The sequence below is a fragment of the Azoarcus olearius genome, assembly GCF_001682385.1.
GTDB classification, from domain to species: Bacteria; Pseudomonadota; Gammaproteobacteria; order Burkholderiales; family Rhodocyclaceae; genus Azoarcus; species Azoarcus olearius.
The window spans coordinates 1,695,281-1,709,401 of sequence record NZ_CP016210.1 but is presented as its reverse complement, the minus strand read 5'-3'; the positions used below and the strand labels follow the sequence as shown (position 1 = coordinate 1,709,401).

The 14,121-nt window shown below is 69.6% G+C and carries 10 protein-coding genes; 7 read left to right on the top strand and 3 right to left on the bottom strand.

The genetic code is table 11. The annotated features are described in order from the left end of the window. Nucleotides 1-8 precede the first annotated feature (8 nt). On the bottom strand, nucleotides 9-386 hold the full coding sequence (locus dqs_RS07915; protein WP_065340129.1) for a hypothetical protein: 378 nt from the start codon (nucleotides 384-386) through the stop codon (nucleotides 9-11). 157 nt (nucleotides 387-543) lie between these two features. Here dqs_RS07915 and lysS point away from each other — a divergent pair, with 157 nt between their 5' ends. Both lysS and dqs_RS07905 read left to right on the top strand, forming a co-directional pair. Next, nucleotides 544-2,046 (top strand): lysine--tRNA ligase, encoded by a 1,503-nt coding sequence (lysS, locus tag dqs_RS07910; protein ID WP_011765220.1) that lies wholly within the window; start codon nucleotides 544-546, stop codon nucleotides 2,044-2,046. 212 nt (nucleotides 2,047-2,258) lie between these two features. Then, entirely contained in the window at nucleotides 2,259-3,458 is a 1,200-nt protein-coding gene (locus dqs_RS07905; RefSeq protein ID WP_011765219.1) for a sensor domain-containing phosphodiesterase, read from the top strand. A gap of 15 nt (nucleotides 3,459-3,473) precedes the next feature. On the opposite strand, the gene dqs_RS07900 is transcribed toward dqs_RS07905, so the two are convergent. Then, nucleotides 3,474-4,070, bottom strand: a complete 597-nt coding sequence (locus dqs_RS07900; protein WP_041642430.1) for a Yip1 family protein — start codon at nucleotides 4,068-4,070, stop codon at nucleotides 3,474-3,476. Nucleotides 4,071-4,369: 299 nt separating this feature from the next. On the opposite strand from dqs_RS07900, the gene dqs_RS07895 reads away from it, so the two are divergent. The 5 genes from dqs_RS07895 to dqs_RS07875 all read left to right on the top strand — a co-directional run bounded on the left by dqs_RS07895 (nucleotide 4,370) and on the right by dqs_RS07875 (nucleotide 12,632). Then, complete coding sequence (locus dqs_RS07895; protein ID WP_065340128.1) at nucleotides 4,370-7,201, top strand: ExeM/NucH family extracellular endonuclease; 2,832 nt, start codon at nucleotides 4,370-4,372, stop codon at nucleotides 7,199-7,201. Between the two features lie 66 nt (nucleotides 7,202-7,267). Next, nucleotides 7,268-9,265: a bifunctional metallophosphatase/5'-nucleotidase gene (locus dqs_RS07890; RefSeq protein WP_065340127.1), complete on the top strand. Its 1,998-nt coding sequence runs from the start codon at nucleotides 7,268-7,270 to the stop codon at nucleotides 9,263-9,265. Between the two features lie 163 nt (nucleotides 9,266-9,428). Continuing rightward, nucleotides 9,429-11,336 (top strand): bifunctional tRNA (5-methylaminomethyl-2-thiouridine)(34)-methyltransferase MnmC2/FAD-dependent 5-carboxymethylaminomethyl-2-thiouridine(34) oxidoreductase MnmC1, encoded by a 1,908-nt coding sequence (gene mnmC / locus dqs_RS07885; RefSeq protein ID WP_065340126.1) that lies wholly within the window; start codon nucleotides 9,429-9,431, stop codon nucleotides 11,334-11,336. Nucleotides 11,337-11,379: 43 nt separating this feature from the next. Next, nucleotides 11,380-12,318 carry a sodium-dependent bicarbonate transport family permease gene (locus tag dqs_RS07880; protein ID WP_011765214.1) on the top strand — a complete coding sequence of 313 codons (939 nt, stop codon included), beginning with the start codon at nucleotides 11,380-11,382 and terminating at the stop codon, nucleotides 12,316-12,318. Nucleotides 12,319-12,320: 2 nt separating this feature from the next. Continuing rightward, complete coding sequence (locus dqs_RS07875) at nucleotides 12,321-12,632, top strand: P-II family nitrogen regulator (RefSeq protein ID WP_011765213.1); 312 nt, start codon at nucleotides 12,321-12,323, stop codon at nucleotides 12,630-12,632. 65 nt (nucleotides 12,633-12,697) lie between these two features. Here dqs_RS07875 and gltX read toward each other — a convergent pair whose 3' ends face one another. Next, on the bottom strand, nucleotides 12,698-14,101 hold the full coding sequence (gene gltX, locus dqs_RS07870) for a glutamate--tRNA ligase (protein ID WP_065340125.1): 1,404 nt from the start codon (nucleotides 14,099-14,101) through the stop codon (nucleotides 12,698-12,700). Between the last annotated feature and the right edge of the window lie 20 nt (nucleotides 14,102-14,121).

Here is a 14,121-nt window from a genome sequence, read left to right as displayed (position 1 = left end):
CCGCCCCCTCAATCGCCGTCGGCCGCCCCTGCCCCGCCCAGCACGCCGGCGGCGCGCAGCCGCGCCTTGTAGGCCTTCATGACCGGGCGCGAGATCGCGGTCTCGGCGAGCACGCGGTGCTCGTAGATTTCGGCCACCAGCGCCTCGCGCTCACCGCTGCGCGCACGGGCGATCAACGCGTGCATCGCATCGTCCAGCAGTCGACCGGGGCGATGCCGGATCGCGTCGTACAGCACCGGAATCACGTCCTTGTCATGCGGCCCCATCTTGCACTTGCCATCGAGGATCTTGAGCATCACGGTGGTCGTGCAATCGACATCGACCGGGTCGAGCAGGTGGTCGGCGGCCCATGCGGCAAGCGCGGCGTGCTGCGGTAAGGGTGGCATCGGGGCTCCAGCGGCGGATTCGGATCGTCATGTCAGAGCAACAATCACGCCAAAACCGCAAAAATGGCGGATTTACGCGTGATTTCATGCAACGCCGATTTGCTCGACGGTGGCGCGCCTGCGACAATTGCGGCCTTGATCACAGTGCCGATGAATCATGTCCGACCATAACGCCACCCCTGCCGCCCAGGACGAAAACCACATCATCGCGGAGCGCCGCGAAAAACTCGCCCAATGGCGCCAGGCAGGCCGGGCCTTCCCCAACGACTTCTCGCGCGAGAACACCGCCGGCAAGCTCGACGAGGTGTATGGCGACAAAGAGCCGGAAGCGCTGGAAGCCAGCCCGGTGGAAGTCCGCGTAGCCGGCCGCGTAATGCTGAAGCGCGTGATGGGCAAGGCCAGCTTCATCACCATCCAGGACCTCTCCGGCCGCATCCAGCTGTACGTGCAGCGCGACGGCGTCGGCGAAGACGTCTATGCCGACTTCAAGCACTGGGACATCGGCGACATCGTCGGCTGCGTCGGCACGCTGTTCAAGACCAAGACCGGCGAACTCACGGTCAAGGCGAGCGAAATCCGCCTGCTCACCAAGAGCCTGCGCCCGCTGCCGGACAAGTTCCACGGCCTCACCGACGTCGAGCAGAAGTACCGCCAGCGCTACCTCGACCTGATCATGAGCGAGCAGACCCGCTTCACCTTCGTGGCCCGCAGCCGCATGGTGCAGTCGATCCGCAACTACATGATCAACCACGGCTTCCTCGAAGTCGAAACGCCGATGATGCACCCCATCCCCGGCGGCGCCGCGGCCAAGCCCTTCGTCACCCACCACAACGCGCTCGACATGGAACTCTTCCTGCGCATCGCGCCGGAGCTGTACCTCAAGCGCCTGGTGGTCGGCGGGCTGGAGAAGGTGTTCGAGGTGAACCGCAACTTCCGCAACGAAGGCCTCTCGCCGCGCCACAACCCCGAATTCACGATGATGGAGTTCTACGAGGCCTACGCGGACTACCGCAGCCTGATGAACTTCACCGAAGGCCTCATCCGCCAGGCCGCACGCGAAGCGCTCGGCGCCGAAAGCTTCGTCTACCAGGGCCGCGAACTCGATCTCTCCAAGCCCTTCCACCGCCTCACCATCGTGCAGGCCATCCGCAAGTACCACCCGGGCTTCTCCGAAGCCCAACTGGCCGACGCGGAATGGGTCAAGGAAAAGATCCAGGCCTTCGGCGAGAAAGTGAAGCCCGGCGGCCTCGGCAGCCTGCAGTTGCAGCTCTTCGAAGCCTGCGCCGAAGCCGAGCTGTGGGAACCGACCTTCATCATCGACTACCCGGTTGAAGTCTCGCCGCTCGCCCGCGCCTCCGACAGCAACCCGGAAATCACCGAACGCTTCGAACTCTTCATCGTCGGCCGCGAGATCGCCAACGGCTTCTCCGAGCTCAACGACCCCGAAGACCAGGCCGCGCGCTTCCTCGCCCAGGCGCAGGCCAAGGAAGCCGGCGACGAAGAAGCGATGTACTACGACGCCGACTACATCCGCGCGCTCGAATTCGGCCTGCCGCCCACCGGCGGCTGCGGCATCGGCATCGACCGCCTGGTGATGCTGCTGACCGACAGCGCCTCGATCCGCGACGTGATCCTGTTCCCGCAGATGCGCCCGGAATAAGCGCAGCGCGCGCCGGTCGCCCCCGCCGCCTCGCAAGCCCGCCTGGCTCCCGCCAGCGCGGGCTTTTTTGTTCGGGCCGCTACCCGGCCGCGCGTAACGGACCGTCCGCCGGCACCGATCGCACGCCTGCGCCACCCGATCTGGGTATGCGGAGAAGGTTTTGGTAGTACGATCGGCACGAACCGATCCGCCTTCCTTCGCAGGTGATTCGAATGCGACCCAGTCAGGCGCCCAAGAACGGCCATTCCTTTTCCCATCTGGTGCAGGACGCGCTGGGCGCCCTGCGCCGCCATCTCGGCATGGAGGTGGCGTTCATCTCCGAATTCCGCCACGGCCGGCGCTTCTTCCGCTACGTGGATTCGGACGCCGCGTTCTCTCCGATCCAGGTCGGCGGCTCCAACCCGCTGGACGAAAGCTACTGCCTGCGCGTGGTCGATGGCCGCCTGCCCCAGCTCATCCCCGACGCCCTGCAGAACGCCGAGGCCCTGTCGCTGCCGGTCACGCGGCTGCTGCCGGTGGGCGCGCACATCAGCGTGCCGATCCAACTGCTCGATGGCGAGGTGTTCGGCACCTTCTGCTGCTTCAGCCGCACCGCCGACCTGTCACTCGACGATCGCGACCTCGCCGTCGTCCGCCTGTTCGCGGAATTCGTCGGCGGCACGGTCGCCCAGGCCTTCCGCCAGCGGAAAAACCTCAAAGCCGCTTACCAGCGCGTGCAGCACGCGATCGCGCAGGAGGATTTTCATATCGCGTATCAGCCGATCATTCACGTCGGCGAGAGCCGGCTGGTCGGTCACGAGGCCCTCGCCCGCTTCACCGCCGAACCGCTGCGCTCGCCCGACAAATGGTTCCACGAAGCGGCCGAGGTTGGCCTGCAGGAGGAACTGGAACTCGCGGCGATCCGCAAGGCGCTGGAGAACCTGCACCGCTTCCCGGCTCCCACCTACCTGTCGCTCAACATCTCGCCCGAGACCATCCTGAAGGGCGGGTTGCCCGCGGTGCTGGCCGGATACCCGCTAGACCGGCTGGTGCTGGAACTCACCGAGCACGAGTCGATCGACGACTACGCCGCACTCGTGGCCGCACTCGCCCCACTGCGCCAACGCGGCCTGCGCGTGGCGGTGGACGATGCGGGCGCGGGCTACGCCAGCTTCCGCCACATCCTCAAGCTGGCGCCCGACATCATCAAGCTCGACGCCAGCCTGGTTGCCACCATAGACAAGGACCAGGGCATGCGCGCGCTGGCAGCCGCGGTGGTGCGCTTCGCCGAGGAAACCGGCAGCAAGGTGGTGGCCGAAGGCGTGGAGCGCCCCGAAGAACTGCAGGTGCTACGCGACCTGAAGGTCAACAAGGCGCAGGGCTACCTGCTCGGCCGCCCACGCCGGGCCGAGGACCTGGAATTCCCGGGTTAGCTGACGCACACGCGCCTAACGCAGACCGATGATCATGCTCAGCATCAGCGCCAGCACCACCATCAGCGCCACCCAGGCGATCACGCCCGCCATCAGCACGAAGCCCGACATCAACCGGGCCTTGCCGAAGTCGGCCACCCGGAACAGGGGCGGCACGCCGTGGTAGATGAGCGCCGCGGAGCAGACCCAGGCCGCAGCCACCACCGCCACCACGAACCAGAGCGACGGCACGAACAGCGCCAGCGCCGACAACCACAGGGGCGTCGGGGCCACCGCGGCGAGCATGAACGCCTCGTGATAGGCGGGCTTCACATCGACCACCTCGCCCATCTGCTGGATGATCGAGGCCATCAACGGCACCATCGCGAGTTCCGCCAGATAGAAGGCGACGACCACCGCGAGCGCCTCGGCGGGGGTGATCTGCGGCACCATCTGCGGGAACACCGCGCCCGGTGTCACCGCCAGCGAATACACGAACATTGCCGGCGGAATCAGCGACATCGGCATCACATAAACCGTGAACAAGCGGGTCACCGAGGGATGGACGCGCGCCAGCTCGGGCCAGCCTTCGGAATACGAATAGAGCATCTTGGGCAGATCGTGGAGTGTCATGGCCGCCTCCTGTATTGCCATGGAGCCCGCGCCGAACGGCGTTGGGGGGCCGGACACCCCGCCTGCACCCTGGGGTACCGCGCCCTCGCGCAAGGCGCGCGTCCCTGTCGAAACACGGGGTGTCCGGCTTGACGTAGACCGCCGTCTGCAGACGAAGTGCCGCAACCGCACCCGCGCGAAGCGGCCCCCCACCTCCGATCCAGCGCCGGCGGCACCGCCGAACGGCCTAAGCACCGCTTCAAGAGGGCGCAACAGTGCATCTCTACGCTCGCGGACTTCATTCCCGAGGAATATGCAAGATGCCCCTGCTGCCCCGCCCGATCGCACTCGCGGTACTGATTGCCGGCCTTGGCGCCGCGTCGCTCGCCACCGCCGCCCCCACCGAGCTGTTCTTCTCCGAATACATCGAGGGCAGCGCCAACAACAAGGCGCTCGAAATCCATAACGGCACCGGCGCGCCGATCGACCTCGCCGCCGGCGGCTATGTGGTGCAGATGTACTTCAACGGCAGCACCACGGCCGGCCTCAGCATTCCGCTGACCGGCGTGATCGCGGCCGGCGATGTCTTCGTGCTGGCCCAGGCCGCGGCCGATTCGGCCGTGCTGGCGGTGGCCGACCAGATCAATGCCAGCGCCTGGTACAACGGCGACGACGCCGTGGTGCTGCGCAAGGGCGGCACCACCGGCGCGCTGATCGACGTGATCGGACAGATCGGCATGGACCCGGGCACCGAGTGGGGCAGCGGTCTCGCCAGCACCGCCGACAACACCCTGCGCCGCAAGGCCGGCGTGGCGCGCGGCGACACCGTCGCGGACGACGCCTTCGACCCCGCGGTGGAATGGGACGGCTACGCCACCAACAGCTTCGACGGCCTCGGCAGCCACCTCGCCAGCGGTAGCGACGGCGGAGGCGACGGCGGCACCGGCGGCGGCAGCGACGGCGCGCAATGCGGTGGCGCGCATACCCCGATCGGACAGATCCAGGGCCGCGGCAGCAATGCGGCGATCACCGGCGCCGTGGTGACCCGCGGCGTGGTCGTCGGCGACTACGAGCTGCCCGGCGGCAGCGGCCAGATGCGCGGCTTCTACATTCAGGACCCGGTCGGTGACGGTGACCCCGAGACCTCGGACGGCCTCTTCGTCTACAACGCCGGGCGCGACCACGTCGCCCTCGGCGACCTCGTGCTGGTCAGCGGCACCGCCAGCGAATACCAGGGCCAGACCCAGCTCTCCGCCACCGCGATCACCCGCTGCGGCACCGGCACCGTCGCACCGACCGACATCTACCTGCCGCTCGCCGACGCGAACGCGCTGGAACGCTACGAAGGCATGCTGGTGCGCCTGCCGCAAACGCTCTACGTCACCGAGCACTACCAGCTTGGCCGCTTCGGCCAGGTGGTGGTGTCGAGCGGCGAGCGTCTGCCGCAGCCCACCGCGGTGGCGGCCCCCGGCGCCGCGGCGCTGGGGGTCCAGGCGCAGAACGACCTCAACCGCATCATCATCGACGACGCCGACAACGACCAGAACCCGGACCCGATCCGCTTCGCCCGTGACGAGGCGCCGCTGTCGGCCGCCAACACGCTGCGCGGCGGCGACAGCGCGAGCGACATCGTCGGCGTGCTGACCTGGGGCTGGGCGGGGAACAGCGCCAGCGGCAACGCCTGGCGCGTGCGCCCGGCCAACGCGCTCGGTGGCAACGCCCGCTTCAGCGCCGCCAACCCCCGCCCCACCGCGGCACCGGCGGTGGGCGGCACGCTGAAAGTCGCCAGCATCAACCTGCTCAACTACTTCAACACCTTCGACGGCCGCCCGGACACGGTGGACAACTGCCGCTACGGCCTCGGCGGCGCGCCCACCGACTGCCGTGGCGCCGACGACGGCGCCGAATTCGAGCGCCAGGCGGCGAAAACGGTGGCGGCCATCCTCGCGCTCGACGCCGACGTGATCGGCCTGATGGAAGTGGAGAACGACGGCTACGGCGCCGACAGCGCACTCGCCGACCTCGTCGGCCGCCTCAACGCGGTCGCCGGCCCCGGCGCCTATGCCTACCTCGACGCCGATGCCGCCGCCGGCAAGGCGAACGCGCTCGGCACCGACGCGATCAAGACCGGCCTGATCTACCGCCCGGCCAGGGTCACGCGGCTCGGCACCGCGGTGCTGGACCGGGGCGCCTTCGGCCTCTACACCACGGTCAGCGAAGGCACCCTCGGCCGCAACCGGCCGGCGCTGGCGCAGAGCTTCCGCACGGCCGACGGCGCGCGCTTCACCGTGGTGGTGAACCACCTCAAGTCCAAGAGTTCGTCGTGCGCCGGCAACATCGCGCCGGTGCCGTCCGACCCCGACCTGGGCGACGGCCAGGGTGACTGCAACCGCACCCGCAGCACCGCCGCGCGCGAGCTGGCGGCCTGGCTGGCGACGGACCCGACCGCGGCGGGCGACGGCGACGTGCTGATCATCGGCGACCTCAACGCCTACGCACAGGAAGACCCGGTGACCGCGCTGACCGAAGCCGGCTACACCGACCTCGTCGGCCGCGACGTTGGCCGCGGCGCCTACAGCTACGTGTTCGACGGCCAGTGGGGCTACCTCGACCACGCGCTCGCCTCGCCGTCGCTGGCCCGCCAGGTGAGCGGCGTGGCCGAGTGGCACATCAATGCCGACGAACCCTCGGTGCTCGACTACAACACCGACTACAAGAGCGCCGCCCAGATTGCCGGCTACTACGCCGCCGATCCCTATCGCGCCTCCGACCACGATCCGGTGGTGATCGGCCTCGATCTCGATGGCCAGCCGCCGCTGCTGCAGCTGTCGGCAACGCCATCGGTGCTGTGGCCGGCCAACCACGGCTATGTGGACGTGAAGGTCAGCGCCACGGTCTCCGATAATCGCGACCCCGCCCCGCAGGTGAAGCTGCTGTCGGTCCGCTCCAGCGAGCCGGACCAGGGCACGGGCGACGGCGACACCGCCAACGACATCGTGGTCCTCGACCCGTACCGCTTCCGCCTGCGCGCCGAACGCGCCGGCCACGGCAGCGGGCGCATTTACACACTGACCTACGAGGCGCGCGACTACGCCGGCAACACGCGCACCGCCACCACCACGGTGACGGTGCCGCACTCGGCGGCGCAGTAAGCCGGGCCCCCTACCCGCCGCCCGTTCGCGGCGGCGGGCTTCCCGCTGTTCCCCATGGAGAGAACCATGCGTTTCCCGCTCAAGACCCTCGCCCTGCTGGTCGGCTTCGCCTGCGCGCAACCGCTGCTCGCCGCGCAATGCACCGGCACGGTCGGCTTCGGCGAAGCCAACGGCCGTGTGCTCACCCAGGTCGCCAACCGCGCCGTCGGCGCGGCCTGCTTCAACGATCTGATCATCGACACCGACGCCGAAGGCGCCAACTACGGCAGCCACGGCGAATTCGTCGCCGCCTTCGGCGCGCTTGCCCGCGACTGGCGCGACCAGGGGCTGATCAACGGCCGCGAATACGGCGAACTCGTCAGCGCCGCGGCGCGCTCCCACGTCGGCAAAACGCTGAAGCTGCGCGTGATCGCGTTCAACGACTTCCACGGCAACATCGACGGCAGCACGCTCACCCAGTCGAGCGCGGCGGACGGCTTTTCCGGGGTGCGCGCCGGCGGCGTCGACTACCTTGCCGGGCTGGTCAAGCAACTGCGCGACGGCGCGCCCAACAGCGTGATGGTGTCGGCCGGCGACCTGATCGGCGCCAGCCCGCTCAACTCCGCGCTGTTCCACGACGAGCCGACGATCGAGACCATGAACCGCCTCGGCCTCGACTTCAACGCGGTCGGCAACCACGAGTTCGACGAAGGCAAGGACGAGCTGCTGCGCATGAAGCGCGGCGGCTGCCACCCCACCGACGCCAACTCCTGCCAAGGCAACGCGGTCGGCACGCCCTACCCGTTCGAGGGCGCGACGTTCGACTTCCTCGCTGCCAACGTGGTCGATAGCGCCACCGGCGACACCGTCTTCCCCGCCTACGGCATCAAGGAGTACAAGGGCATCCGCGTCGCCTTCATCGGCATGACGCTGAAGGGCACGCCCTCCATCGTCACCCCGGGCGGCATCGTCGGCCTGCGCTTCGGCGATGAAGCCGACACGGTGAACGCGCTGATCGGCAAGCTGAAGGACGAAGGCGTCAACGCGGTGGTGGTGCTGGTGCATGAAGGCGGCTACGCCCCCGGCAGCATCAACGGCTGCAGCGGCATTTCCGGCCCGATCACCGACATCGTCAAACGCCTCGACGACGCGGTGGACCTGGTGGTATCCGGCCACACGCATGCCGCCTACAACTGCACGCTGCCCAACCGCGCCGGGCGCGCGATCCCGGTCACCAGCGCGGGCAACTACGGCCGCCTGGTCACCCGCATCGACCTGGTGCTCGACACCAAGCGCCGTGACGTCATCGCCGCCAGCGCGCAGAACCTGGTGGTCGACCGCAACAATGTGCTCGGCGCCGTCGAGCCGATCGTGCCGGACGCGGCCATCGCCGGCATCGTCGCCAACTACAACGCGCTCACCGGCCCGATCGCCAACCGCGTCATCGGCAACATCACCGCCACCCTCAGCCGCAGCATCAACGCCGCGGGTGAATCGGTGCTCGGCGACCTGATCGCCGACGGCCAGTTGCTGGCCACCGCGCCGGTGCAAAAGGGCGGCGCCGTGGTCGCCTTCATGAACCCGGGCGGCATCCGCGCCGACTTCACCTATCCCGGCAGCCCGGCCGGCGAAGGCGACGGCCAGGTGACCTACGGCGAAGCCTTCACCGTGCAGCCCTTCGGCAACAGCCTGGTGGTGAAGACACTGAGCGGCCAGCAGCTCTACGACCTGCTCGAACAGCAGTGGGCGGTCGGCCAGCCCGCCAGCGGCCGCATCCTGCAGGTGTCCGACGGCTTCCACTACCGTCACACCTTCAGCGCCAGCGTCAGCCCGCTCGGCGGGCGCTACGTCTGCGACGGCTCGGTGACGCTGAACGGCGTGGCGATCGACAAGGCGGCCCGCTACCGCGTGACGATGAACTCCTTCCTCGCCACCGGCGGCGACAACTTCAGCGTGTTCAACCTCGGCACCGAGCCGCTGGGCGGTGATGTGGACCTGGACGCGCTGACCGACTGGTTCGCGCTGAAGTCCCCCGCCGCACCCACCGCGCTGGACCGCATCGTCAAGGTCGCGTCCTGCAACTAAGGCGTTGATTTCCCCGGCGGCGCCCTGCCGCCGCCGGGCCTCCCGCACCCGGGGCCCGCCCCGGCTACCCGCGCGGCGGGCCGACGCGCTACCATGGCGCCCCCCGACCGTCCGCGCGCACACCCCCGGCCCTGCCGGCCAGGTTGCGCGCCCGTGCCGCGCCATGCCGATCACACCCGCCAGCCTCAGCTTCGCCGAAGACGGCACGCCCTACTCCACCGCCTACGGCGACGTCTATCACTCCAGCGACGGCGGCCTCGGCCAGGCCCACCACGTCTTTCTCGCCGGCAACGGCCTGCCCGAACGCTGGCGCGGCCGCGAGCGCTTCGTCATCGTCGAGACCGGCTTCGGGCTCGGGCTCAACTTCCTCGCCAGCTGGGCGGCGTGGCGTAAGGACCCGCAGCGCAGCGAACGGCTGCACTTCGTCTCGTGCGAGCTGCATCCCTTCCGCGTCGAAGACCTCGCGCTGCTGCACGCGCGCTGGCCGGAGTTCGCGCCGCTCGCCGCCGAGCTGCAGGCCAACTGGCCCTGCCTCGCGCCCGGCGTGCATCGGCTGCACCTCGATGGCGGCCGCGTCTGCCTCACACTCTACTTCGGCGATGCGCGCGACGGGCTGGCGCAGCTCGACGCGCGCGCCGACGCCTTCCTGCTCGACGGCTTCTCGCCGGCGAAGAATCCGGATTTGTGGTCTGCGCGCATCTTCCACCTGCTTGCCCGGCTGGCCGCGGCGGACGCGACCCTCGCGACCTGGTCGGTTGCCGGCGAGGTGCGCGAAGGGCTGCGACGCGCCGGCTTCGAAGTGGAGAAGGCACCCGGCTTCGGCGGCAAGCGGCAGATGCTGCGCGGACGTTACCTCGGGCGCGAACACCGCCCGGCGCCAGCCGCGGCCGAGCGCCGCGCGCTGGTGATCGGCGCCGGTGTCGCGGGCACCTCGATCGCCGAACGGCTCGCGGCGCGCGGCTGGCAGGTGGAGCTGCTCGACGCCGCCAGCGGCCCCGCCCAGGGCGCGTCCGGCAATCACGCCGGCGTGCTGCGCCCGCTGCCCAGCCTGGACGACAACCGCATGGGCCGGCTGACACGCGCCGGCACGCTCTACGGCTGGCGCCACATCCAGCGCCTGCAGGCCGCCGGGCTGCCGCTGCGCGCCGAGGCCTGCGGCGTGCTGCACCTCGCGCGCGACGCCGCGCAGGAGGCGAAGATGCGCGCGGTGGTCGAACGCCTCGCGCTGCCGCCGGCCCACCTGCGTTTCGTCAGTGCCGCCGAAGCCAGCGAGATCGGCGGCTGGCCGGTGCCGCTGGGTGGATGGTGGTTTGGCGACAGCGGTTGGGTGCAGCCGCCCAGCCTGTGCGCCGCCAATCTCTCCGCCGGTGGCGAAGGCATCCGCGCGCACTGGAACGCGCGCGTGACGCTGACTCGCGCCGACACCCGCTGGCAGGCCCGCGATGCGCAGGGCGCACTGCTTGCAGAAGCGCCGGTCGCCATCCTCGCGGCGGGCACCGGCATCACCGGCTTTCCGCTTGCCGCGCCCTTGCCGGTGGTGAGCGCGCGCGGCCAGGTAAGCCTGCTGCCGGCCGCCGCTGGCAGCCCGCCCCGGGTGGTGATGTGCCGCATGGGCTACGTCAGCCCGGCGGTAGATGGCCTGCGCTGCGCCGGCGCCACCTTCGACGTCGGCGACGACGACGCGACGCTGCGCGCGCGCGACCACCACGAAAACCTGAGCAAGCTCGAAGCCATGCTGCCGGGCTACACCGCCGCGCTCGCCACCCAAACGGCGGAAGGCCGCGTCGGCTTCCGCCCGGCCTCGCCCGACCGCCTGCCGATGGTGGGCGCGGTGCCCGCGCTCACCACCGTGGCCGCGCCCTGCGCGCTGGCCGAGATTCCCCGCCACGCCGGCCTTTACGCCCTGTCCGGCTTCGGCGCGCGCGGCCTGGTGTGGGCGACGCTGGCCGCCGAAACGCTCGCCAGCCAGCTCGACGGGGAACCTCTGCCGCTGGAGCGCGATCTGGTCGACGCGCTCGATCCCGCCCGCTTCCTGCTGCGCCCCGCACGATCGCTGCGCGGCGAGGACTGACGGCCGGCCACCACCTAGAATTCATTACCGCTGCTGACACCTCATGGATGCCATCCCGTTCTTCTTCCTGCTCGGCTTCGTTGCCCGCCTCGCCCGCTCGGACCTGAAACTGCCCGGTCAACTGTACGAGGCCCTCTCCATCTACCTGCTGCTCGCCATCGGCCTCAAGGGCGGCATGGAACTCGCCAAGCAGGACCCACTGCAGGTGCTGCCGCAGGCGCTGGCGGTGCTGGCGCTGGGTGCGGCGATTCCGCTGGTGGCCTTCCCCATCCTGCGCCGGCTGGGCCGCTTCGATCGCTACAACGCCGCGGCGATCGCCGGCCACTACGGCTCGGTCAGCGTGGTCACGTTCGCGGTCGGGGTGGATTACCTCACCGCGCGCAGCATCCCCTACGAAGCCTACCTGCCGCTGTTCCTGGTGCTGCTGGAGATGCCCGGCATCGTGGTCGGCATCCTGCTCGCCCGCCTCGGCGGCGAAGGCGGCAAGGTGCGGTGGGGGCCGCTGCTGCACGAAATTTTCCTCGGCAAGAGCATGGTGCTGCTCGCCGGCGGCCTGATCATCGGCTGGGTGGCCGGGCCGAAGGGCCTGGTGCCGCTCGAACCCTTCTTCTTCACGCTGTTCAAGGGCGTGCTGTGCCTGTTCCTGCTGGAGATGGGCCTGGTCGCGGCCGGACAGGCCGGCGCGCTGCGCACCAGCGGCGCCTTCCTGGTCGGCTTCGCGCTGGCGATGCCGGTGATCGGCGCCACGCTCGGCAGCGTGCTCGGCGTGGCGATCGGCCTGTCGCTGGGCGGCACGCTGCTGCTCGCCACGCTGGCGGCCAGCGCCTCCTACATCGCGGCACCGGCGGCGATGCGGATCGCGGTGCCGGAGGCCAACCCGGGGCTGTCGATCACCGCGGCGCTGGTGATCACCTTCCCCTTCAACATCCTGCTCGGGATTCCGCTCTACGAACGGATCGCGGGCTTCATCCACGGGAGCTGAGCATGCCCAACACCCATCCCTGCAAACTCGTTGTGATCATCGCCGAAGAGGCGCTGGAAGGCCCGCTGGCGAAGGATGTGATGGCGCTCGGCGCGCACGGCTACACCGTCAGCGACGTGCGCGGCTGCGGCAGCCACGGCATGCGCAGCGGCGTGTGGGACGCGGACAGCAGCATCCGCATGGAGATCCTGTGCGACGCCGACACCTCGCTGGCAATCACCCGCCACGTGGAAGACGCCTACTTCCGCAACTACGCGATGGTGACCTACGTGGCCGACGTGGGCGTGCTGCGCCCGGAAAAGTTCGTCCGCTGAAAACGCCGCGGCGCCCCCCCTGGCGGGAGCGGGCGCCGCGTTGCGACCAGCGCGAAGGCCGGACCTCAGCCGAGGTGTCGCGCCAGCCGCGCCAGCACGCGCTCGCGGCCGAGCACCTCCACCACCGCGTCGATCGACGGCGTCTGCGGCACGCCGAGCAGCGCCACCCGCAGCGGAATCGCCACCTGCGGCATCTTCAGGCCGTGCTCGGCCATGGTGTCCTTGATCGCCTGGTTGAGCGCGGCCTTGTCCCACGCCACCGCCTCGAAGCGGGCGCGCAGGCTGGCGAGCGCCGCCCTGGCGGTGTCGGTGAGGTGCTGGGCGATCACTTCCGGCGCGGGATGGACATCCACGCAGAACAACTCGGCCGCGTCGGCGAGTTCGTTGAGGTTGGCGGAGCGGTCCTTGTACAGCGCCACCACCTGCTCCAGCGCCGGGCCGGCTTCAGGATCGACCCCGCGGCGGGCAAGCCGGTTGGCGACTTCGGCCGCCAGGTAGGCGTTGTCGGCCTGCTTGATGTAGTGGGCGTTCAGCCAGTTGAGCTTTTCGGTGTTGAACTGCGCCGCCGACGGCGTGATGTGGTCGAGGTCGAACCACTCGACGAACTGCTCGCGGCTGAAGATCTCGTCGTCGCCGTGGCTCCAGCCCAGGCGCGCGAGGTAGTTGATGACGGCCTCCGGCAGATAGCCTTCGTCGTCGTACTGCATCACGCTCACCGCGCCGTGGCGCTTGGAGAGCTTGGTGCCGTCGTCGCCCAGGATCATCGACAGGTGCGCGTACTGCGGCACGCTGGCGCCGAGCGCCTGCAGCACGTTGATCTGGCGCGGGGTGTTGTTCACATGGTCGTCGCCGCGGATGACCTGGGTGATGCCCATGTCCCAGTCATCGACGACGACGCAGAAGTTGTAGGTGGGCGTGCCGTCGGCGCGCGCGATGATGAAGTCGTCGAGTTCGGTGTTGGAGATCTCGATGCGGCCCTTCACCAGGTCGTTCCAGGCCACCGCGCCGGTGATCGGGTTGCAGAAGCGCACCACCGGCTGCACGCCGGCCGGCGGCGTCGGTAGCGTCTTGCCGGGCGCGGGGCGCCAGCGGCCGTCGTAGCGCGGCTTCTCCTTCTTCGCTTCCTGCTCGGCGCGCAGCGCGTCGAGTTCTTCCTTCGAGGTGTAGCAGTAGTAGGCGGTGCCGGCGGCGAGCATCTGCTGGATCACTTCCTTGTAGCGATCCATGCGCTGCATCTGGTAGAACGGGCCCTCGTCATGCTCCAGGCCGAGCCACTTCATGCCATCCAGGATGGCCTGCACCGCTTCCGGGGTGGAGCGGGCCACGTCGGTGTCCTCGATGCGCAGGATGAAGCGGCCGCCGTGGCGGCGGGCATAGGCCCAGGAGAACAGCGCCGTGCGGGCACCGCCGATGTGGAGGTAGCCGGTGGGGCTGGGCGCGAAACGGGTACGGACTGGGGTGGCGGCCATCGTGGGACTCGGAATGCGGA

What these genes read in the sequence shown, in the direction of transcription:
- dqs_RS07900 (WP_041642430.1), bottom strand. Translation starts at nt 4,070, where the DNA reads ATGACACTCCACGATCTGCCCAAGATGCTCTATTCGTATTCCGAAGGC.
- dqs_RS07915 (WP_065340129.1), bottom strand. Translation starts at nt 386, where the DNA reads ATGCCACCCTTACCGCAGCACGCCGCGCTTGCCGCATGGGCCGCCGAC.
- lysS (WP_011765220.1), top strand. Translation starts at nt 544, where the DNA reads ATGTCCGACCATAACGCCACCCCTGCCGCCCAGGACGAAAACCACATC.
- dqs_RS07880 (WP_011765214.1), top strand. Translation starts at nt 11,380, where the DNA reads ATGGATGCCATCCCGTTCTTCTTCCTGCTCGGCTTCGTTGCCCGCCTC.
- mnmC (WP_065340126.1), top strand. Translation starts at nt 9,429, where the DNA reads ATGCCGATCACACCCGCCAGCCTCAGCTTCGCCGAAGACGGCACGCCC.
- dqs_RS07875 (WP_011765213.1), top strand. Translation starts at nt 12,321, where the DNA reads ATGCCCAACACCCATCCCTGCAAACTCGTTGTGATCATCGCCGAAGAG.
- dqs_RS07895 (WP_065340128.1), top strand. Translation starts at nt 4,370, where the DNA reads ATGCCCCTGCTGCCCCGCCCGATCGCACTCGCGGTACTGATTGCCGGC.
- dqs_RS07890 (WP_065340127.1), top strand. Translation starts at nt 7,268, where the DNA reads ATGCGTTTCCCGCTCAAGACCCTCGCCCTGCTGGTCGGCTTCGCCTGC.
- gltX (WP_065340125.1), bottom strand. Translation starts at nt 14,101, where the DNA reads ATGGCCGCCACCCCAGTCCGTACCCGTTTCGCGCCCAGCCCCACCGGC.
- dqs_RS07905 (WP_011765219.1), top strand. Translation starts at nt 2,259, where the DNA reads ATGCGACCCAGTCAGGCGCCCAAGAACGGCCATTCCTTTTCCCATCTG.